The following is a 901-nucleotide window of genomic DNA, read 5'->3' as shown; positions in this document are numbered from 1 at the left end:
GTCACAGCCCGCGAAGCCCTGCCCACAACCGGCTACACCAGCGCGGCCACGTTCGCCGCCGACGTCGAAGAGCTCTCCCGCTGCGTGGAGTATCTCCAACTCATCGCTGCCGGGGCCGTGGACCACACCCGCACCCACGCGATCACCGACGCCGCCACCCGGGCTGCCACCCACCGGRCCGCACGCCGCACTACCGCCGGGGTCAGTTCCTGGGACGCCAACGGCACCGAAACCCTCAACGAAACCGACACCAACTGGCCCACACCCGCCGGGGCACCCACGGTGGTGAGGTCCCCGGCCGATGACGGCTGCCGGAACACCGCCGAGTTCCTCCGGCTCAGGCTCCGCATCCCCATCCGCGAAGCCCGCCGCCGCCTCACCCTCGCCCAGCAAACCCTGCCCGGCACCACCCTCACCGGCACACCCACACCGCCACCACACGAACACCTCGCCACCACCCTCGCACCATCCGACGCCAGCACCGGCCAGCCCGCCACCCCAGCCACACCACCACACACCATCACCGCACCCGCCGTGTCCTCCCAGGCGGCCACCATCATCACCGCCACCCTCGACCGGCTACAACACCACACCACCCCCGAAATCCTGCACGGCATCGAACACCACCTCACCCACGCCGCCACCACCGCAGACCCCGACTTCCTCACCCGCCTGGCCCAACGCCTCACCGAAACCATCGACGCCGACGGCACCGAACCCACCGAAGAAGCACTCCGCCACACCCAAGGCGCCTTCATCCGCAAACCCCGCCACGGCCTCCACCACGTCGAAATCTTCGCCACCACCGACCAATACGAACACCTCCTCACCGCCATGAACATCGCCACCAACCCCCGCACCACCACCCCCAACACCACCACCAACCGGGCAGCCACAGACG

Annotated in this window: 1 protein-coding gene; it reads left to right on the top strand. The window is 69.4% G+C overall.

The window, feature by feature from the left end; genetic code table 11:
- The coding region (locus tag AC1DBN_RS21365) for a DUF222 domain-containing protein (RefSeq protein WP_477724185.1) at positions 1-901 on the top strand (901 nt) is incomplete at both ends.

It is taken from the genome of Pseudarthrobacter sp. 10T415, assembly GCF_056394175.1.
This window is presented reverse-complemented; position numbering and strand designations above follow the sequence as displayed.